We start from the raw sequence: 19114 nt of genomic DNA, 5'->3' as shown, positions 1-19114 counted from the left end.
CTACTTACTTCAAACTCCAAGCGGCAAAAGCTAAAGCACACCAACCAGCAAGAAAAGCTGCTCCTCCTATTGGTGTAATAGCTCCCAAATACTTAACATCAGTTAAGCTTAGGGCATACAAGCTTCCAGAAAAAATTGCAATACCAATAATAAATAGCCATCCACTTGCTACCAAGCTCGGTGGGGGAGAATCGACACGACTTAGCAACAGTGCTATGACCAATAATGCAAGGGCATGATACATCTGATAACGAGCGCCTGTTTCAAAAATTAAGAGCGATCGCTCGCTAATTCTTTCTCGCAAAGCATGAGAGGCAAAAGCGCCTGCCGCAACAGATAAACCGCCTAAAATTGCTGCTAAACTCAAAAAAAGTTGAGTCATGTAGCTACACTATAATTTCACCAAATTGTTATTTAAACGTCAAAATAATAAGAAACTCCTCCCTCTTCACTTATCTTAAAATTAGCATTGAATAGTTTTGCTTGCTCATCTAAATACTGTTTGGCAACAGCTGCTGGCAGTTGAGATTGCATTGCAAAGCCTAAAAGAGTAACGCGCCCATTATTTTCTTGCACCGTGCGATAAAAAAGAGATTGCAGATGGTCGTTCACTTTCTGATTAATCGCTTTTTTATCCTGTTGACCTTGGCGGTATAACCCTAATGCTAGCCATCCGCCCAGTATAGCGCTGGGAATACCAAATATTAAACCTCCTACAGCAGTATTATGGTTTTTATCACTATTCTCTGTTGGGAGCATTTCACACTCGCCTTGAATGCAAAAATTTGCTTTCTGAATAAAGTTTTTTTGCAATATTGCTGATGCAGATAGGCTTAAAAACATGAATCCGAGTGTCAGCAGCCAGCCCGCAGCTAATTTTTCACCAGTCTTCATAATTCCTCTTCAGATTATTGCTTTGCTAGCGATTCTAACTTCACTTACATGAAGCTTCCAGTCACTGGAAAAATACCGTAACTAAATTGTGATTTTTGAGGTATTAAGGCTTTTTTCGGTTATAGCAACTAATATCCTGTTGTAGAAGACAGACAAGCATTATCCCCCAGGGTGATGACTGTCCCCATCTCTACAAATAACAACAATTCAATTTTTATAAATCAAAATTAATTAAACACACCCCAGAGAAAATTAAAGTAGTAAGCAATGCCTTTGAGATTAATGCCATGTAACATTAAACTCCAGTGTCTAGGCATTGGAATAGCACTTGCTTTTTGCTAGTAATGTTTGCTTCTTTAACAAGAAACATAATAAGAAAATTCTACCGCTATTTTCTCTAATGGAACATAAAAAGTTATATCAGAGGCGATCGCTTAACCTTTCTTGATTTTTTGATACTTTTATTACAGAATACTGATTGTGCTGATTGCGATCGCTTATACCAATTTGAAAAAAGAATGTGTTGCAAACATTTTTTGAATCGGGATTAGATTTAAAACTTTATTCAGATAATAGTTTTCAATGTCTCCTTAGGTTTGGAAGGGGTAAAGGCATAATGAAAGTTATTGATATTACACCTCTAAATCCCTTTTCACTTACACCTAGCCAACATTGTTATTTTTATTTATGCCCAGTTGATTTCTGGGCGCAATTTTATTTTTATTTCCGAGTAGCTTCCAATAGACGAGAGAAGTAAAAACGAGTACGTGTCATTGCCTGTCGTTGCACTGAAAAACCATTCTTTTCGAGGATTTTGACTACATCAGTTTCGCGGTGCAAATAGGCGCGAGTCGCCTTACTTGCTCCTGGGAAAAAGCTACCTATTTTCTTCAATATGCTCAAACCAAAGGTTTTAGGAGCAAAACTGAGAATTACCCGCGATTGTGCCAAAGAACAAAGATGAGAAATCATCTCATCTGCCTTGTCTTGTGGATAGTGGATCAAAACATCCAGGCAAATAACTGTGTGATAGTCACCACTTAATGTTTCCAAATCTTGCACGGCTAAAGTGAGATTACCTGGATTTTCCAAGGTTTGAGAAGCTCTTTCCTTGGCTTCCTCCACCATTTTTTCAGAAATATCGCTGGCATAAACCTTTGCTCCTCCTGCGGCTAGAGGAATACTCAGACTACCCACACCGCAACCAGCATCACATATGGATAGTTCAGCTAAATTGTTATCTGCTTTTAACCAGCTGAGTACTGTATCCACGGTTTGCTGATGCCCATTGCGGATATCTAGCTGAACTTTGTTAACTTCACCATTACCATAAATGCGTCTCCAGCGGTCAAAACCCGTGGAATTGAAATATTCTTTAACAATGGTTTTATCGTCGGCTGCGTTCATGAAACTGAAATATTTAAAGGTTCCCAAAGCTTAAAAGTACCACGTCTGCCTGGCAACAGGGGATAGGGGACAGGATACAGGGTACAGGGGGGAGTAGGAGAGAGTGGAGGAGTGGGAGAGAAGGACAAATAGGGATAATCCTTATTCCTGTTCCCCCAACCCTGTTCCCTATTCCCTACTTATTACACTAATCGCTGCCAAGTAAGTTCTTGGGTAGCTTGATCAAAGTGCCAGCGCAATAAGTGGGCAGCAGAAGCACCTAATATAGTTGTCGGCACACCGATCGCCTTTCTGGGTGCATCTGTAGCAAGTGCGATCGCTTCCTTTACGTCACATATTCCCCATTTCACTAAATTTTCTACTCCCACCAACAAAGATAAAGTTGTGCCTGATAAAGTACCATCAGGTAATCGTGCAGTACCGTTTTTCACTTCAATTTGCCGATTGTCCCAAGGATAAAACCCATCGGGTAGTCCTAAGGGTGCTAAAGCATCGCTAACAAGGAAAAGTTTTTTTTCATAGGCGCTAGTTCGTAGCAATATATCTAGCATGGTGGGAGAAATGTGTTCTCCGTCGGCAATAAAACCACACATTACTTCTGGATGGGTAATTGCTGCCCCTAATAATCCCGGTTCGCGGTGGTGTAATGGTGGCATAGCGTTGAATGCATGAGTCACCATCGTAGCGCCTTCTGTAAAGGCACGTTGGGCTTGGGCAGCTGTTGCTTGGGAATGTCCTAAACTCACGGTAATACCCAAGGAACGTAAATAAGGTATTACTTCTCCTGTTACATCTAATTCTGGTGCTAGAGTTATGACTTTAACAACATGAGCATAATTTCCTAAAACCCGCTTCAGTTCCGCAATTGTTAGGGGTAATAGATACTCAGCCGGGTGTGCGCCGCGCTTTTGAACATTTAAAAAAGGCCCTTCTAAATGGACTCCCAGTATTTTGGCGTGTTTAATTGATGAAGTTAAACAAAAGGACGCGGGGATATTTTCTCTCTCGTCATCTGCTGCCATAAACTCAGCAATCACGGCAAGCGATCGCTGAATATTTTCTACCGAAGTTGTCACCAAGGTGGGTAAAAAAGCGTCTACTCCTAATTCCCAGAGAAATTTACAAATTTTTGGCAAGATATAAGCATTTTCTGCTTCTAATTCAGTAAATGCTAACCCTAAAGCACCATTAATCTGCAAATCGATTCCACCCAAGGAAATTATGTCTCCAGCAACATCAATAACTTGCAAATCTGGTGATGGAACTCTTTTAAAGGTTGTATGCGTTGGCAAAATATGCTTAACGATGCCTTGACGATTAATCAAAAGCATCTGCAATTCCTGGTAACCTGGCAGTTGGGCGTTAACAATATCTATGGGATGAGAGACGATGCTGTGTGTTGCTTCAGTCATTGCGCTGGCAAAAAAATAGCAAAAACTGACCTGATTTTAGATGCTAACTAGTGATAGTGAACCGATAAAATCAACTTCAATCAATGAGATGATTATCTTTAACTAAAGAAATAGGAACTACACGCTAGGAGAGTACTTTCAGTTTAAGAAAAAAATCAAGAATTTTGTCATTTGTTAGTGGTTAGTGGTTAGTAGTTTATTCCCTCACTCCCCTATCCCCTGTCCCCTATCCCCTGTCCCCTATCCCCTATCCCTATGACTCAACCTCTTGTCGGCATTATTATGGGTAGCGATTCTGACTTACCTACCATGCAAGCAGCGATCGCTGTTTGTGAAGATTTCGGTATTGCTGCTGAAGTTGCGATCGTCAGTGCTCACCGTACCCCAGAACGCATGGTGGAATATGCTAAGTCTGCTCACCAACGGGGCATAAAAGTAATTATTGCTGGTGCGGGTGGTGCTGCTCACTTGCCTGGTATGGTTGCATCTTTAACACCACTTCCTGTCATTGGTGTTCCTGTTCCCAGCCGACATTTACAAGGAGTTGATTCTTTGTATTCTATTGTACAAATGCCCGCAGGTATTCCAGTGGCAACAGTAGCGATCGGTAATGCCACTAATGCCGGGCTTTTAGCAATACAAATTCTAGCAACTGAGCGTTCAGAGCTACTAGAAAAAGTGCAACAATATCGCCAAAACCTATGTGAGTCAGTTATGGCAAAGCAAGGAAAACTTGAACAAATAGGTTATGAGCAATATTTAAATCAGATGTAAATGCAACACGATTTCATAGAAATTCAAAAGCCATACCTATCAATTTTTTTTATTAAGTTAGGTACCCTTCTGTCTTAAAACTCGACAACAGGGAACAAGGAACAGTAAAAATTCTACTTTCACTCTTGGCGATGAAACTCATATCATCAGAACTGCCTTTTTGAAAGAGGGGTGTAGGGTGTAGGGGGAAAAACCCCTTTTCTTAATTTGTAATCTACAAAGTTCATAGAAAATATCTTCTACTTAGTTTTAGTGAAGTCGTGAGAAGTCAAAATACTCTGGATTTTGAATTATTTGATTATTTACCAGAATTAGTGACCTCATTTACAGGTACTTTACTTCATGAATTCTTTATCATAACTTCATCTTCTGCATCACCAACAGCTAGTCTGATATCGAATCAACCAAAAGATAAACTATTAAGTATTTTTACTACAAATTGAGACTATTTTGAACTTTTTATTTAAAATTCTGAAACCTTTACCAATGAATTAGTACAGACACTGTTTCTTCATTCACATATCACAGCTATGGTCACTGTAATCAAAATATGTATTTTAAGATACAGAATAATAAATAACTAACTTTCAAAAATCTTTGAACTTATGAAGCTGTTTTTTATTATGATTTCTGATTGACAATTGAATCTAAAAACGCTAACGAGTCTAAAGTTAATTGAAAAGTCCATGAAGAATACTTGACTGTTTAATAAATTACATAATAAAAAATAATAATAATTTCTTAAGGCTATCCATAACCTGAACAGAAGTAGCACCAGTATTTTGACTAAAAACTTGGTGATTTGATGATCGGGATTTCAATCAATGGCTGAGTGGAAGTGAGAATCAGTGAATTTTAATCAAAAGCTAGCCTAGATAACCCCATATATATCAATAACCACTGGTTTAGCTTCTGGAGAGTTCTCTATCTACTTCTTGCACTTTGATTCACTTAAGAGCGGTTTGGAGCACGATGTTAAAGCACAAAAAATGGAAAGCAAAAAATAGGCGACAGTCATCAAGTTGGAATGCCTATTCTAGAAACTCAAACTCGATAGTCCATCAAATTTTGAGAGTTCTGAAACTGTTGTCTCCCAGCTGGCAAGCTTGTATTCCCTTAGCTTGTCTAATTGTGCTGGGTTGGGGTTATGCAGCGGTTGCCCAAGCACCTGCCCCGGCAGCTGCAGGCCCTACTACAGCAGAGCTAAAAGTTGCCCTTGACACTTTGTGGGTAGCGATCGCGGCTTTTTTGGTGTTCTTTATGAATGCCGGTTTTGGTATGTTAGAAACTGGCTTTTGCCGCCAGAAAAATGCCGTTAACGTTTTAGCCAAAAACTTGATTGTATTTGCTCTTGCCACTATTGCCTTTTGGGCGATCGGTTTTGGCTTGATGTTTGGCGATGGTAATGACTTTATCGGCTTAAGTGGATTTTTCTTGCAAGGAGCTGATAACAGCCCTGCTACAGGAGATGCTTATAAAGGTGTTTTCAGTGCTCTGAGTTGGGCAGGAGTTCCCTTAGCAGCCAAGTTTTTGTTCCAGTTGGTATTCGCAGGAACTGCGGCAACAATTGTTTCTGGTGCTGTTGCCGAACGTATTAAGTTCGTTGACTTCCTGATTTTCAGCCTTTTACTTGTTGGTATTTCTTACGCTATCACCGGGCACTGGATTTGGGGTGGTGGCTGGCTAGCAGACATGGGTTTTTGGGATTTTGCCGGTTCTACAGTAGTTCACTCCGTTGGTGGTTGGGCTGCTTTAATGGGAGCAGCATTTCTTGGCCCCCGTCTTGGTAAATATCAAGATGGGCAAATAGTAGCGATTCCCGGACACAACATGAGCATTGCCACTTTAGGCTGTTTGATTTTGTGGTTAGGCTGGTTTGGTTTCAACCCTGGTTCTGTAATGGCAGCAGATCCCAATGCTATTACCCACATTGCCTTAACTACTAACATGGCAGGTGCTGTTGGTGGAATTGCTGCTACAGTTACAGCTTGGCTGTATTTGGGCAAGCCAGATCTTTCAATGATTATCAATGGTATTTTGGCTGGCTTGGTTGCTGTTACAGCTCCTTGTGCTTATATCACCATTGGTAGTGCCTTCATTATTGGTTTAATTGCCGGAGTCATAGTAGTTTTCTCTGTCACTTTCTTTGACAAAATTAAAATTGATGACCCCGTTGGAGCTACATCCGTACACTTAGTTTGTGGTATTTGGGGAACTTTAGCAGTTGGTCTGTTCGCTGTTGGCCCTGGTGTATACTCCTGGTACGGCGATGGATTAGGCCCGGCAAAAGGTTTATTTGTCGGTGGTGGCTTAGGACAGTTCATTACTCAGTTCATAGGTGTAATTTCCGTGGGCGGTATGACTGTTCTTTTAAGTACAATTTTCTGGCTCGTACTTAAGGCAACTTTAGGTATCAGAGTATCTAGACAAGAAGAGATAGAAGGCTTGGATATCGGCGAACACGGCATGGAAGCCTACAGCGGATTTCTTAAAGAGGCTGGTAGCGGTGGATTTGCTGAACCAGGTAGCCCTAAAGGTATGTCACAATCAGGAGATTTACCTACTAGTCTTTAATTTTTGATTGGTTCTGTTGTTAAGACTGAATAAATATTGACCCCCTGGAACTTTGCTGTTCATGCAGGGGGTATTTTTTATGAAACGAGATCCACAACACAGTGGTTCCAAAACCAAAAAGTAGTGTAAAAGAGATTGGAGATTAGGAATTAGGTACTAGGCAAGTCTGAATTAGACAGCGAACTTTTCACTCACCTTAAACACTTAACTTAGTATATACATAAATTAAAAACAGATTAAGTGTAAATACCAAATTGTTAATTGTGTATAAAGCTATAATAAATAACTGGATTCTAAGCAAATCTGCCTTTTTTGCTAACATAATTATTGTTTTTATTTATACTATAAATACATATAAAGATGAAAGTTTAATTCTTCAAAAATCAAATGCTATTACTACAAATTATTAATGCGGTAATTGCATAAGAAGATAATAATTTAACCTTTAACAACTCCTTAAGCAGTATATTTTTATAAATGTTTCAAAGCTTACTAAATTTGAGTAGCTTTGAATACAGAAAAAGATATGTCAAGTAACTCAAATAAAGCTATATAGCTATATAAATTAATAACGATGGCACAGAGGAATCAAAGGAAGTGTTGAAAAAAGTTGTGTTCATTGGGGCAGCTACCCTACTAATTCTGGGTGGAATTTTGAGAGGCGATGCCCTAGCTGCACCCGTTGATGTCAATGCAGCAATTTCTAATGCTCAAACTGCTGCAGATACAGCATTCATATTGATTTCATCTGCTTTAGTTTTGTTGATGACTCCCGCACTCGCCTTCTTTTATGGTGGATTTGTGCGTTCTCGTAACGTACTCAACACTTTAATGATGAGCTTTGTAGTCATGGCGATTGTGGGAGTGACGTGGATTCTGTGGGGTTATAGCCTTGCATTTGCACCCGGAAACCCCTTCATCGGTGGATTGCAGTGGCTTGGGTTGAATGGTGTTGGCACAGAATTAACAGATTATCTTAAAGGATCAAATCCTGTTGATGTAGTTTCCTATGCACCAACGATTCCACATCAAGCATTCATGATTTTCCAAGCCATGTTTGCCATTATCACCCCAGCTTTAATTTCTGGAGCGATCGCCGAACGGATCAGCTTTACCGCTTACAGTTTATTTGTACTACTTTGGTCTACTTTTATTTACACTCCTCTTGCTCACATGGTGTGGGCAAAAGGTGGATTTTTAGGCTTATATGGTGGTTTAGGTGCACTTGATTTTGCTGGTGGTACAGTAGTTCATATTAGTTCTGGAGTTTCTGCTTTAGTTGCAGCGATCGTTTTAGGGCCTCGTAAAACCTATCCCAATCGCCTTAGCCCTCCTCACAATGTTCCCTTTATTCTGTTAGGTGCTGGTTTGTTGTGGTTTGGCTGGTTTGGCTTTAACGCTGGTAGTGCCCTTGCTTCTGGAGGTTTAGCAACCATCGCCTTTGTCACTACAAATACTAGTGCTGCTGCTGCTGCATTAACCTGGTTAATTCTGGAAAAAGTATTGCGCGGTAAGCCAACTGCTGTAGGTGCAGCTACAGGTGCAGTGGCTGGTTTGGTGGGTATTACTCCAGCTGCCGGATTTGTAACACCACTAGCAGCGATTTTAATTGGCAGCATTACTGCATTCATCTGCTTCTATGCAGTTAGCTTCAAGCACAAGATTCAAATTGATGATGCATTAGATACCTATCCGGTACACGGAGTTGGCGGTACAGTTGGTGCGATTTTAACAGCAATATTTGCTACCACTACAGTCAACGCAGCAGGAAAAGATGGTTTATTAAAAGGCAATTGGAATGAATTGCTAGTAGAGTTGGCGGCTATTGCGGTTGCCTATGTAGTTGCTGGTGTTGGCACCTTCATCATTCTTAAAATTATTGATGCCACAGTTGGTTTGCGCGTTCAAGAGCAAGCAGAAGTACAAGGTATGGATATCAACGAACATGGTGAAGAAGGTTACAACGAAGAATTTGGCGATCGCATTAGTATTAGCAGCAAATAGTGGGATTTATCAACAAGTACGGTATAAAATTTTATACTAAAGTTTTGATGAATATCGCTACTCGTGTCTACTCCTGCAAAAACCTTTCCTACCTTTGCAATTTTATTGCTAGTAACTAACGGTATCCTGTTGCTAGCGGCTATCCTGCTAATTTGGCGACAGCAGGCAGTGACTGCTTTTTTTGGGACAATATCACCAAATCACCTACAGTCTGAAAATTTAGCACAGCCGACATCGCAGTTAGGCCCTCGTCATAAACTTAATTATCAGCAGTGGGTAGACATTCTCAAAAAAGAAGCCCAAGTAGCTGCCCAAAATCGCCCTGAACCTTTAGCCATAATGGCTGGAGATTCTTTGAGTTTGTGGTTTCCAGCTGAGTTATTACCAGAAGACAGTAATTGGTTAAATCAAGGAATTTCTGGAGAAACCAGTGCTGGATTATTAAAAAGATTAGAGTTATTGGATCGGACACAACCGAAAACAATTTTTGTAATGATTGGTATCAATGACCTGATTCGAGGCATCAGCGATGAGATAATTTTGGAGAATCAGCGGCAGATCGTGCGTTATTTACGTAAGGTACATCCCAACACGCACATTGTCATTCAGTCGATATTGCCGCATGGAGCAGAAGAAGCCACTTGGGAAGGACGAGAAAAACTACTAGCTATTCCCAATAGCCGCATCCAGGAGCTGAATCAACAACTCCGGGCGATAGGCAAACAAGAAGGCATCAAATATTTGGACTTATATCCCTTATTTGCTAACAAACAAGGTAACCTTCGGCTTGAACTCACCACCGACGGCTTACACCTGAGTCCTCAAGGTTATCTAGTCTGGAGAGCTGCCTTACAGCTGTACAGCCAGATGAAATTGCAAAACTAGCGATGTCTACTTAAAAAATTTTTGTTTTACTTTTTTAATTTCTCCAGACTACTCCTGTGCCTGGAATTCTGATTGCGTAGGGAAGTTGGCTTATACTAATTTACCTATGGTGGAGATTTTTAGTTCCCTTCTCCCCACCACAATTGCGTCATGGCACGAGAAAATGAAAATAACGAAATTGTGACAAAAAATCAATGGATACCAAAGCTTTTAAACGTTCACTTCAGCATTCAGAACACTACCATCGTAAAGGGTTTGGTCACCAAGCAGAAGTCGCTACCCAATTACAGTCCGAATATCAAAGCCAGTTAATTCAGCAGCTACGAGAAAATAATTACACACTCACCCGTGGAAATATCACTATTTTGCTAGCGGAAGCATTTGGCTTTTGCTGGGGTGTAGAGCGTGCTGTGGCAATGGCATATGAAACTCGCAAACAGTTCCCCACAGAACGCATCTGGATTACTAATGAGATTATTCACAACCCCTCTGTTAATCAGCGGATGCTGGAGATGGAAGTAGGATTTATTCCCGTTACAGCAGGTAAAAAAGACTTTTCTGTAGTTGAATCTGGTGATGTGGTGATCTTGCCCGCTTTTGGGGCTAGTGTTGAAGAAATGCAGCTCCTTCACGATAAAAGCTGCAAAATTGTCGATACGACTTGTCCTTGGGTATCAAAAGTTTGGAATACCGTTGAAAAACATAAAAAGCATGAATACACTTCCATTATTCATGGTAAATACAAGCACGAAGAAACAATTGCCACAAGTTCTTTTGCAGGTAAATATCTAATTGTTTTAAACTTGCAAGAAGCAGAATACGTTACTAATTACATTTTGAATGGAGGAAATCGAGAGGAATTTTTAGTTAAATTTAGTAAAGCTTGTTCATCAGGATTCGATCCTGATCGCGATTTAGAAAGAGTCGGGATTGCTAACCAAACTACAATGCTTAAAAGTGAAACCGAGCAGATTGGTAAATTGTTTGAGCGTACCATGATGCAAAAATACGGCCCAGCAAATTTAAATGAACACTTTCAAAGCTTCAACACTATCTGCGACGCTACACAAGAACGGCAAGATGCGATGTTAGAGTTAGTGGAAAAGCAGTTAGATTTAATGATAGTAATTGGTGGATTTAATTCCTCCAATACTACACAGTTACAACAAATTGCTGTAGAGCGTAGAATTCCCTCCTATCACATTGATAGTGTAGCGAGAATTTTGTCTGGAAATCGCATCGAACACAGATTATTAAATGGTAATTTAGAAATCACAGAAAACTGGTTACCAGATGGAAAAATTGTCATCGGATTAACTTCTGGTGCCTCTACACCAGATAAGGTAGTAGAAGATGTGATTGAGAAAATTTTCGAGGTAAAAACAACTGCGGCGGTGGTTTAGAATAATTTCATCCCTCATTTTTTCTCATTACCATGCTCTGCATGGTAATGGAAACTGGGAGGCTCCGCCTCCAATTATGAGGCGGAGCCTCAATCGATGCTTTCCCAGGCTGGAGTCTGGGAAAGAGAAAAAATATACAAAAAAACTAAATAAACAAACTAGGTGATAAATACACGTTAAGATATTTGCACTTTCACTTTTTTTATACAAACCAAATGCAATACTTGCGCTACCATGTCTCCAATTGCGTTTGTGCAATAACGTGGGGAGTAGTGCATTCCGAACATGAATACGACAGAACATCTCAAAACACAGGGTACAGAAAATCTTACTGCTATAGCCGAACAATTTACGCTTCAAGGTAAGGTTACAAACGTTCAAGCTTTTGGCAGTGGCAATATCAATGACACCTTCTTGGTATCTCTGGATTCTTCCAAGGAACAGCATTTTGTCCTGCAACGCATCAATACGCAGGTATTTCGCCAGCCCCAACTGATTATGCAGAATATGCGTATCTACACTGAGCATGTTCGCAAACGGCTACAATGCACTCCCCTTAGTCGTCGTTGGGAAGTGCCACGTGTGCTATTAACAAAGGATGCTCAAGATCACTGGAAAGATGCTGAAGGATCTTTCTGGCGGGCAATCAGCTTTATTGAAGGCTCGCAGTCTTTAGATACGATGAGCGATCGCTCATATGCCAAAGAAATCGGCTATGCCCTGGGTATGTTCCACAATTTAATCAGCGACTTGCCCCCAGAAAAACTTGCCGACACCCTCGAAGGCTTCCACATTACGCCACTTTACCTCCAGCACTACGAGGATGTTCTGGCCAAAACTAGCCCCCGTCAAACTCCGGAAGTAAATTATTGCTTGCAGTTTGTTAGCGATCGCAAAGTCTGGGCACATATCCTTGAAGATGCAAAAGCTCAAGGCAAGCTGCCACTGCGCTTAATGCACGGCGATCCGAAAATTAATAACGTCATGTTTGATACTGCTACCCATCAAGCCGTTAGCGTCATAGATCTCGACACCGTTAAGCCAGGATTGGTACATTACGATATTGGTGACTGTCTGCGATCGGGCTGCAATCCAGTGGGAGAAGAAACAGAGAAGTGGGGAAATGTTTATTTTGATACCGAATTATGTAAGGAAATTCTCGAAGGTTATCTCTCGGTAGCAAAGGCGTTTCTTACTGAGAACGACTATTTATATATGTACGATGCAATTCGTCTCATCGCCTTTGAATTAGGGCTAAGATTTTTTGCTGACTATTTAGCAGGAAATGTCTACTTTAAAATCAAGCACCCAGAACACAACCTGGCGAGGGCACTTGTCCAATTTAAACTGAGTGAAAGTATCGAATCCCAAGAAACAGCGATTCGCAAAATTATCCAGGATATGAAATGAACGAACAGACATTTTCTCTGCAATCCTTTTCTTCTACAGAGTCGCTGCTGAATTTAAAAATTGCAGGCAATATCGCCAGAAATGCGAATCAACTCACTATTACCTACGCATTACTTGGAGACGTAGAAGAAGTAAGAATAGTCGCACCATCAGATACACCAACGCGAAAGCACGAACTGTGGGAAGACACCTGCTTTGAGTTCTTCCTGGGCGTCAAGGATTCTGAACAGTATTGGGAATTCAACCTCTCTCCTGCCGGGCATTGGAACGTCTATCGCTTCGATGGATACCGTCAAGGTATGCAAGAGGAAACGGCTTTCACGACGCTTCCGTTTAGCATCCACAGTCACTCTGATGGTTTGGCGCTGGCGCTAAATGTTGATTTAGATAAAATCGTCTCGGCAGAGCAAGCCCTAGAAGTTGCAATTACTACTGTTATTAAAAATAAAGACGGTGAGGTGAGTTATTGGGCGTTAACTCATCAAGGTGCGGAAGCTGATTTTCATCTGCGAGATAGTTTTGTTATTGAGTTGTAAGCTATGTCTTAATAATCTGCCTTAGTCAAACAGCTTAAAGAACGTTCTCATCCTCGACAGATAGGACAGTGTCTAATTCAGGTACAAGGTAAGCCTGTCTCTGAGACTATTATTGAGGAACGCCGTTAGATGGCAGTTTATTTTGTGGATAGTAGTGCGCTAGTCAAACGTTAGAGCGATCGCTTTGATTTCGAGTATCGCCGAACGGGAATAAATTTTATAGGTTGAGTCTAATTCCTTCAACCCAACCTATAGTTAATACACTATTTTCAGCAACGTCCTATTTTTGTAAGTTACCCGCGTGCAAACCGCACTCTTTCATAGTGGATTCTTCCCACCACCAGCGCCCTTCGCGCTCGTGCTGATTGGGTAATACAGGCCTTGTGCAGGGTTCGCAACCAATGCTGATAAAACCGCGTTCGTGCAATTTGTTGTATGGCACATCTAAAGCACGTATGTATTCCCACACTTGCGCGGAAGACCAATTTGCTAAAGGATTGAACTTAATTAATTGATGGTCTTCGGTAGAGAAGGCGGTGTCAACTTCAATTACAGGGATGTAGTTGCGGGTACTGGGGCTTTGGTCTTTGCGTTGCCCTGTGATCCAAGCATCAAGGGTATTGAGTTTGCGGCGCAGGGGCTTTACTTTCCGTATACCGCAGCATTCTTTGTGACCATCTTGATAAAAACTAAACAACCCTTTTTCTTCTACTAGGGCTTGTACTTCTGCTGCATCCGGGAACATTACTTCTAATTTAATACCATAATGTTCTCTTACCTTATCCAAAAACTGATATGTTTCTGGGTGCAAGCGTCCGGTATCGAGGGTAAAAACGCGGAAGTTATTGGTAATCTTTGATGCCATGTCAATGAGGACAACATCCTCAGCACCACTAAAGGAAATCGAGATATTGTTAAAGGTTTCTAGGGCAAATTTGAGAATTTCCCGTGGTGTTTTCTGATTATATTCTGCTTCTAGAGCGGCAATATTTAAATTATTTTGGGCGACTACCATGTCTGAATGTTCTCCTCTTTCTCACCCTAAATTTTACCAATTTAAGATGCTTTCGTATGATTGCCCTTTGGGCGGTTCCTCTGGAGCGTTGCCAATTTTTGTAGGGTGGGTTATGGGGTTAGATATCTCTAGAAATAGTTGCTTGTGAGCAATTGGGCTTTTTGGAGGTAGATAGCGATCGCATTTTTAATTGCTCTGATAGGGTTTCACCCAAGGTAAGCCTCTTTTTGGGATACTGCTCAAGAAAAGTTGCTTGAAATCTTCCAAAATATATGAGCACAACAAACTTAAAACTCCAAGGATTGTGGTTGTCAACACGAGCTTTAAAGGAATACCTAGTAAGAGTAAAACCAATGTTAACAATGCCAAAAATCCAGTCCCAATCTGACAATATGTTCGCACTTTTTCGATAAACAGCACAGAATTACGGCAATGGGGACAAAGCTTTGTATGTCTGTGCCATCTGTCGTATAGCTGTTCATTATTCAAGTTTTTTGCACTGCTTTCTAGAGAAACTGCCCAACCAGGGCTACCTCCAGCAAATTCATCTAGCCATTTTCTGAAAGTAACAATACCGATATCAGCAGGGGAAGGCATAAAGTATGCCTTTTGCCATTTTTTGTGTAATGATGACTCAATACTCTCTTGAGAGTGCATCACTGTTAAATCTTGGTCACTCAGCTTGTATGTGGATAAATGTTGTAACCCGATGCGGAGATATTGTGGCAGAATCTCCAACAAAAAGTTTTTTGGAGCCGCAGCGCCATCAGAAATAAACTTACCAATATATCTACAGTAACCCGGTCGTGTGGGAACAAAGTACAACTGAAATAGAGTAATTTTCCCATTCGGATAACGATATATTGTCGTGTTAGCACAAGGCGGAGTAAACTTCCGTGTGGCGTCCATATCTTTGTTGAGGAGATTGTAGCCTGAGTGCTTGAGGGTAAAACCTTCTTCGGCAGACATTTCTCCCACAACTGCAAAATGTTGGATTGGCACTGTTGTTTTAGGAGAAAAGTAGCCAATTCCCTCGTGCAGAAATTGAGCATGAGATGGATCAAAGGTGCTTTCAACAGATACTGTGTAACCAACGGGAACTTCTGTCATGTGCCATGCCCCAGAAGATATGTTCAATTCACATTCTGGGATAATAGCCGGATGCTTTAAAGTACAATCCTCGAAGGCAGTTGTACTATCATCTGCCCATATCCAAAGAAGTTCTTGAGCAATTTGTGTGGGATAGATAGTAATATGAGACTTTAAACTATGGCAAGCAGTTTCTTCTGCGCTACCAGTTAACATTGGAATTTTGATGCATTTCCCTTCTCCGTTAAAACACCATCCGTGATGTCTGCATATTAAGTTGCCATCTTCATTAATAATTCCCAGAGATAGCTGTGCTAGTTTGTGAGGACAAAAATCATCCATTACTATCCACTTTTGATTTTTATCTTTCCAAATCACCAGTTTTTTGCCCAAAAGTGTGACAGGATTTGGAGAATAAGAATCTAGATAGCTTAATGGACTAATTGGATACCACTGTTTAGTCCATGAAAATTGAGTTTCCATAAGAAAAATTACTAAATTGTTTATCAAACACGCTTTTTATGCATTTTAATTTTTAGCTTAATACTAACTCAGAATGAATTCTCAAACCTTTTTCTCTTTCCCAAGCTCCAGCCTGGGAAAGCATTGGTTGAGGCTCTGCTTCATGAAGAAGATTGAGAAAAAAATATTTTAGTCCACTTGAGTGGACTTGAACTATTAGCCAAGAAATAAATTTCTTGGCGGGCTAGGATGCTAATTGAGAATGCTGCAAGTTGTTAGTTTAAAGCGATTGGAATGTGCAGAAGAACCCAGTTTTTTTGAAAAACCGGGCTTGTAAAATTTTATTGAGTAATAAACCACTACAATGGTTTATTTTATGACAACACAATTAAAGTAATTGTCTAATTCAGGTTCTAGCTATCAAAGCTGTCAATTTCAAATTCGCAAGCTCTAGAAACCTGTTCTGCTGTAAATGGCTCAAAACTAACTAACGGTAACATTGAAGGGTTGTTTATCAGTTCTTTCGCCAGTAATAATCCAGCAATTGTCCAGGTTTGATATTTTCTAGCTTGTTTACCAATTAGTCGTCCCTTCTTTCCGTCGTAATACTCTGGCCATTCGTCATCTCTGAGGCGTGCTTGGGCAATTTCAATAGCCTTTTCTGCCAAACAGATTCTATTAGTTTTTACAGCAGCAGCCGCCAACATCCACATCAAGACAGGCCAATTACCACCATTATGATACGACCAAGGTATATTTTTGGGATCGCAGCCAGTAATCATTCTGTATTCTTCGTTCTCCAATGCCGGGAAAACGATTTTCATTGGCATATCTCCGACTAGGTCTTGCCAGCGTTTTTCAATCAAATTCATAATAGCTTGTGATTGCTCTTCGCTTGCAAGATCGGAAATAATTGCCATTAAGTTTCCTAGTGCAAAAAAGCGAGTATCTAGCTGTGATGGCCCGACATTTCCTGCTAAATAACCACCTGTTTTTGGCAGCCACCTATCTAATTCATAGTAGGGAAGCGAATCTACGTAGATGTTGAACTGGTTTACTGCTCCCTTACCATATTCTTCACCTTTATACCGATAAATAGCATTGAGGCGAGCTAAATCTATCCAATAATGTTTGCGAATGTGAGCGCGCAGAACTGGTAGACGATTATCAATAGCATTAACAATATCTTGATTACCATTACAAATTAAAAGGTCACGAGCTGCACGTAATGCCGCATAAAATAGAGATTGAATTTCTAAAGGATGCCCATAAATACCTAAACGGCGGTCAATCATACAGGCACCATCTGGAACTAGCAAAGTGGGATACATATCAAAACGTGTCGCCAAGCATAGCTCCATAATTAACTTGATACCATATTGAAAATCAGGTTGATATGCTAATGAATAATCTTTGGTGGCGGCAACATAAGCTTTTAATAAAATCATCCACCACAAACAAGAATCTACTGGTGTTACTCTCGCGATCGCGTGTTCGCCAAAGTCAGCTTCTAAATATTCTTCACCATTCAGAGAAACTGCTTTGAAGCTCGCTGGTATCATGCCTCGACCTGGTTTGTAGGCATCTAACTGATTCTCTTTAGGCTGTAACTTTAAAGTTTCTTCTAGAAAGTTACGAACAATATCTGTTCTGCCTTTAATCAGAAATAGTATGCCGGAAGAAACAAAATCTCTAATAAAGCATTGATCGTAATTGAGCGCGTCTACTGTTCCATCCAGGGCGGCTACCGTTCCCACAGGACGCCCTTGATAGTACATAATTGTTTTTTCTAGTGCTTCCCATGCTTCGTTTTCTAGAGATTTAATTGTTACCAAGTCTTCTAGTTGCATTGCCAGAACCGCTCCCTACAAATTTAGATTTAGATTTTTTGGTAGACGCATATCGATTTATTTCTCCCACTTTTATCATCATAACAATCTCATCTTTACGAATGATAATTATGGGAATAATTAGCGCAAAATTAACTGAAATAAGCATTTATTTCAGCAGTCTTATTGACATTTAATTGCTTGTATTTCGTCTTTCTACAGGTGAATTAAAATTAGTATTTTTCCACCGTATTAAGTTAGATAATTGCTGATTTTAGTCAGAGCAAATCTATCTAGATATGATGAGTTTCTATCCTTAAGAGTCAATGAGTTTGCTTGACAATACAAAAACATATCTCGTTACGATTGAAGTTTTTATATTAATTCCAAGCTCATTTAAGTAAATTTACTTAAATCTTAGATAGATGATTGAGGCTGTAGATGAAATGAACTGAACCTCATAATAAAAAATTATAACGAATTTTCACATTACGCAACATTAGACTTAAAAAATTATCTTTTGTTCCTTTTGATGAAAAAGTATTTTATACTGCTCGTTTTTGCATATTCACTGAATGAAGGTGACTCTTAGCAACGTTGACGAGCGATGCTATCCAAAATCTTAAAATAATCAAGTAATGTTTTAAACATTAAAATAATTAGTAAATGACATAAAAGAATGGTAACTATGCAAAATTAGGATGGATAGCGATTTGTAATTTATTGAAGTATGTACTGTGATAATTTGATAACTATACACTTGTCAGTAATTACTTAAAAGCAATAATTCTTTAAAAGGCGATCGCACAATATACAAATAATTCAGAGCGATCGTGTTTGGGAAAGGGAAATTTGCCTAGTTGGTTGATGTGGGTGAGGAGTGCATTAGTACTATTTTCTGGTTTTGCTGAAAAGATTTTGAAAAACGAACCACAAAGAACACAAAGAGCGCAAAGAATGAAGAGGGAGAAGCTTGAATGGCTTCTACCTTGACTTGATTGTCACCTATCTAATCTGTTCCTCTACTTCTAAACATAACTCGATAGCTTCTCTGATGCGTTCCATAAGTTCGTCTAAGGACTTTGCTTGAGTATGGCATCCAGGGAGACTAGGCACAGAAGCAACAAAGTAGCCCTCAGAATCACGTTCTATAATTACGTTGAATTCCTTGCTCATTTTGAGATTGCTATTTTGTAAAAATATGTAATTTTATAGAGCTAAGTCCTGATTTCTCCATGCTCTAGTTTATCCGCTAATACCCGTAACGCTAGTGCTTTGACTCTAGCAATAGCTTCTTCCCGCGTCTGTCCATAAGCTAGTACACCAGGAAAATTTATCACTTCTGCTAAAAAGCGTCCATCCTGTTCTTGTTCAATTTCAATCGTGAAGTTCATATCCTGTAAAGGTATGGTAATAAAAG

Annotated in this window: 16 protein-coding genes; 7 read left to right on the top strand and 9 right to left on the bottom strand. The window is 40.0% G+C overall.

All coding sequences use genetic code 11. The annotated features are described in order from the left end of the window. Positions 1-4: 4 nt before the first annotated feature. The 4 genes from UYC_RS0115525 to nagA form a co-directional block, all read right to left on the bottom strand. Positions 5-382, bottom strand: coding sequence for a DUF423 domain-containing protein (locus UYC_RS0115525; protein WP_016872689.1), 378 nt, complete (start codon positions 380-382; stop codon positions 5-7). Between the two features lie 32 nt (positions 383-414). After that, positions 415-894, bottom strand: coding sequence for a hypothetical protein (locus tag UYC_RS0115520; protein WP_016872690.1), 480 nt, complete (start codon positions 892-894; stop codon positions 415-417). Between the two features lie 720 nt (positions 895-1614). Beyond that, positions 1615-2301 carry a magnesium protoporphyrin IX methyltransferase gene (gene bchM / locus UYC_RS0115515; RefSeq protein WP_016872691.1) on the bottom strand — a complete coding sequence of 229 codons (687 nt, stop codon included), beginning with the start codon at positions 2299-2301 and terminating at the stop codon, positions 1615-1617. 182 nt (positions 2302-2483) lie between these two features. After that, a complete protein-coding gene (gene nagA, locus UYC_RS0115510) occupies positions 2484-3713 on the bottom strand; it encodes an N-acetylglucosamine-6-phosphate deacetylase (protein WP_016872692.1) in 1230 nt (409 codons plus the stop codon). Positions 3714-3968: 255 nt separating this feature from the next. Between nagA and purE the strand changes: the two genes are divergently transcribed. From purE to UYC_RS0115475, 7 genes are all read left to right on the top strand, one after another. After that, positions 3969-4487 carry a 5-(carboxyamino)imidazole ribonucleotide mutase gene (purE, locus tag UYC_RS0115505; RefSeq protein WP_016872693.1) on the top strand — a complete coding sequence of 173 codons (519 nt, stop codon included), beginning with the start codon at positions 3969-3971 and terminating at the stop codon, positions 4485-4487. A 972-nt stretch (positions 4488-5459) separates the two neighbouring features. Continuing rightward, on the top strand, positions 5460-7061 hold the full coding sequence (locus UYC_RS0115500) for an ammonium transporter (RefSeq protein WP_016872694.1): 1602 nt from the start codon (positions 5460-5462) through the stop codon (positions 7059-7061). 597 nt (positions 7062-7658) lie between these two features. Next, positions 7659-9065, top strand: coding sequence for an ammonium transporter (locus UYC_RS0115495; RefSeq protein ID WP_016872695.1), 1407 nt, complete (start codon positions 7659-7661; stop codon positions 9063-9065). Positions 9066-9128: 63 nt separating this feature from the next. Further along, positions 9129-9950 (top strand): SGNH/GDSL hydrolase family protein, encoded by an 822-nt coding sequence (locus UYC_RS0115490; protein ID WP_016872696.1) that lies wholly within the window; start codon positions 9129-9131, stop codon positions 9948-9950. 194 nt (positions 9951-10144) lie between these two features. Then, positions 10145-11353, top strand: coding sequence for a 4-hydroxy-3-methylbut-2-enyl diphosphate reductase (locus tag UYC_RS0115485; protein WP_016872697.1), 1209 nt, complete (start codon positions 10145-10147; stop codon positions 11351-11353). Between the two features lie 285 nt (positions 11354-11638). Continuing rightward, positions 11639-12763 carry a phosphotransferase enzyme family protein gene (locus tag UYC_RS0115480; RefSeq protein ID WP_016872698.1) on the top strand — a complete coding sequence of 375 codons (1125 nt, stop codon included), beginning with the start codon at positions 11639-11641 and terminating at the stop codon, positions 12761-12763. Further along, positions 12760-13299 carry a DOMON-like domain-containing protein gene (locus UYC_RS0115475; protein ID WP_016872699.1) on the top strand — a complete coding sequence of 180 codons (540 nt, stop codon included), beginning with the start codon at positions 12760-12762 and terminating at the stop codon, positions 13297-13299. Before UYC_RS0115480 ends, UYC_RS0115475 begins: the two co-directional genes overlap by 4 nt. 280 nt (positions 13300-13579) lie before the next feature. Here the strand turns inward: UYC_RS0115475 and UYC_RS0115470 are convergent, their stop codons facing one another. The 5 genes from UYC_RS0115470 to UYC_RS36575 form a co-directional block, all read right to left on the bottom strand. Beyond that, complete coding sequence (locus UYC_RS0115470; RefSeq protein ID WP_016872700.1) at positions 13580-14314, bottom strand: phosphoadenylyl-sulfate reductase; 735 nt, start codon at positions 14312-14314, stop codon at positions 13580-13582. Positions 14315-14500: 186 nt separating this feature from the next. Further along, positions 14501-15886, bottom strand: a complete 1386-nt coding sequence (locus UYC_RS0115465) for an aromatic ring-hydroxylating dioxygenase subunit alpha (RefSeq protein WP_016872701.1) — start codon at positions 15884-15886, stop codon at positions 14501-14503. Positions 15887-16278: 392 nt separating this feature from the next. Beyond that, entirely contained in the window at positions 16279-17715 is a 1437-nt protein-coding gene (locus UYC_RS0115460) for a glycoside hydrolase 100 family protein (RefSeq protein WP_016872702.1), read from the bottom strand. 984 nt (positions 17716-18699) lie between these two features. Next, a complete protein-coding gene (locus UYC_RS36580; RefSeq protein WP_016872705.1) occupies positions 18700-18870 on the bottom strand; it encodes a type II toxin-antitoxin system HicB family antitoxin in 171 nt (56 codons plus the stop codon). Between the two features lie 41 nt (positions 18871-18911). Then, positions 18912-19088 carry a type II toxin-antitoxin system HicB family antitoxin gene (locus UYC_RS36575; protein WP_016872706.1) on the bottom strand — a complete coding sequence of 59 codons (177 nt, stop codon included), beginning with the start codon at positions 19086-19088 and terminating at the stop codon, positions 18912-18914. Positions 19089-19114 lie beyond the last annotated feature (26 nt).

Source organism: Chlorogloeopsis fritschii PCC 6912 (assembly GCF_000317285.1).
Taxonomy (GTDB): Bacteria; Cyanobacteriota; Cyanobacteriia; order Cyanobacteriales; family Nostocaceae; genus Chlorogloeopsis; species Chlorogloeopsis fritschii.
The sequence above is the reverse complement of the archived record's forward strand: the minus strand, read 5'-3'. Positions and strand labels throughout refer to the sequence as shown.

What these genes read in the sequence shown, in the direction of transcription:
- UYC_RS0115525 (WP_016872689.1), bottom strand. Translation starts at nt 382, where the DNA reads ATGACTCAACTTTTTTTGAGTTTAGCAGCAATTTTAGGCGGTTTATCT.
- UYC_RS0115520 (WP_016872690.1), bottom strand. Translation starts at nt 894, where the DNA reads ATGAAGACTGGTGAAAAATTAGCTGCGGGCTGGCTGCTGACACTCGGA.
- bchM (WP_016872691.1), bottom strand. Translation starts at nt 2,301, where the DNA reads ATGAACGCAGCCGACGATAAAACCATTGTTAAAGAATATTTCAATTCC.
- nagA (WP_016872692.1), bottom strand. Translation starts at nt 3,713, where the DNA reads ATGACTGAAGCAACACACAGCATCGTCTCTCATCCCATAGATATTGTT.
- purE (WP_016872693.1), top strand. Translation starts at nt 3,969, where the DNA reads ATGACTCAACCTCTTGTCGGCATTATTATGGGTAGCGATTCTGACTTA.
- UYC_RS0115500 (WP_016872694.1), top strand. Translation starts at nt 5,460, where the DNA reads ATGTTAAAGCACAAAAAATGGAAAGCAAAAAATAGGCGACAGTCATCA.
- UYC_RS0115485 (WP_016872697.1), top strand. Translation starts at nt 10,145, where the DNA reads ATGGATACCAAAGCTTTTAAACGTTCACTTCAGCATTCAGAACACTAC.
- UYC_RS0115480 (WP_016872698.1), top strand. Translation starts at nt 11,639, where the DNA reads ATGAATACGACAGAACATCTCAAAACACAGGGTACAGAAAATCTTACT.
- UYC_RS0115475 (WP_016872699.1), top strand. Translation starts at nt 12,760, where the DNA reads ATGAACGAACAGACATTTTCTCTGCAATCCTTTTCTTCTACAGAGTCG.
- UYC_RS0115470 (WP_016872700.1), bottom strand. Translation starts at nt 14,314, where the DNA reads ATGGTAGTCGCCCAAAATAATTTAAATATTGCCGCTCTAGAAGCAGAA.
- UYC_RS0115465 (WP_016872701.1), bottom strand. Translation starts at nt 15,886, where the DNA reads ATGGAAACTCAATTTTCATGGACTAAACAGTGGTATCCAATTAGTCCA.
- UYC_RS0115460 (WP_016872702.1), bottom strand. Translation starts at nt 17,715, where the DNA reads ATGCAACTAGAAGACTTGGTAACAATTAAATCTCTAGAAAACGAAGCA.
- UYC_RS36580 (WP_016872705.1), bottom strand. Translation starts at nt 18,870, where the DNA reads ATGAGCAAGGAATTCAACGTAATTATAGAACGTGATTCTGAGGGCTAC.
- UYC_RS36575 (WP_016872706.1), bottom strand. Translation starts at nt 19,088, where the DNA reads ATGAACTTCACGATTGAAATTGAACAAGAACAGGATGGACGCTTTTTA.